Source organism: Natrinema soli, assembly GCF_028618695.1.
In genome coordinates this window covers 1-732 of sequence record NZ_JAQIVI010000444.1, presented here as the reverse complement: position 1 = coordinate 732, position 732 = coordinate 1, and the positions used below count along the sequence as shown (strand labels likewise).

Annotated in this window: 2 pseudogenes; both read left to right on the top strand. The window is 71.0% G+C overall.

Annotated features, from left to right (window positions below):
• A pseudogene (locus PGX04_RS23515) lies at positions 1–189 on the top strand (AAA family ATPase); the annotation flags it as partial.
• A gap of 14 nt (positions 190–203) precedes the next feature.
• Positions 204–732 (top strand): annotated as a pseudogene (locus PGX04_RS23510) (DUF58 domain-containing protein); the annotation flags it as partial.

The following is a 732-nucleotide window of genomic DNA, read 5'->3' as shown; positions in this document are numbered from 1 at the left end:
CGCGGGACGATCTCGTTGCTCCGGGCGGCGCAGGCCCGGGCCGTCACGAACGGTCGGGAGTACGTGACTCCCGACGACGTGCAGGTCGAGGCCCCCGTCGTCATGAGCCACCGGATCAAGACGGACGGTCGCGACCGCACCGGCGACGCGGTCGTCGAGGACGCACTCGAGCGCGTCCCCGTCGAATGAGACGCCCACGTCGACTGCGATTGACGCTCCGCGGTTGGACCGTGGTCGTGGCCGTCGTCGTGGCCGTCGCGCTGAGCTGGGGGTTCGGTCCTCGCGCGCTGAACGCGATCGTCGTCCCGCTGGTCGTCATCCTGCTCGCCGGCCTCGTCAAGATCATCCGAACCGACCGACCGCGCATCGACCGCCAGTCCATCAGCGAGGGGTTCATCGGCGAGCAGCGACGGGTCGAGGTCGCGATCGAGACCGGCGGCCCGATCGCCGCAACCGTCCGCGACACCGTCGGTGACGGCCTCTCGTCGACCGCGGAACCCGTCGCCGAGACGACTCTCGACGGCGACGAGACGGTCACCTACGACGTGGGACTCGAGGCGCGGGGGCGCCACCGGGTCGGTCCGCTGTCGATCGTCGTCAGCGACGTCGTCGGCCTCGTCGAGCGCCGATTCGAGTACGAGGAAACGACGCCCGTTCTCGTCTACCCGCGCGTCCACGAACTGGGCAGCGGCCCCGCCGACGACCTTCGGGCGCTCACCGGCGTCGCCGACC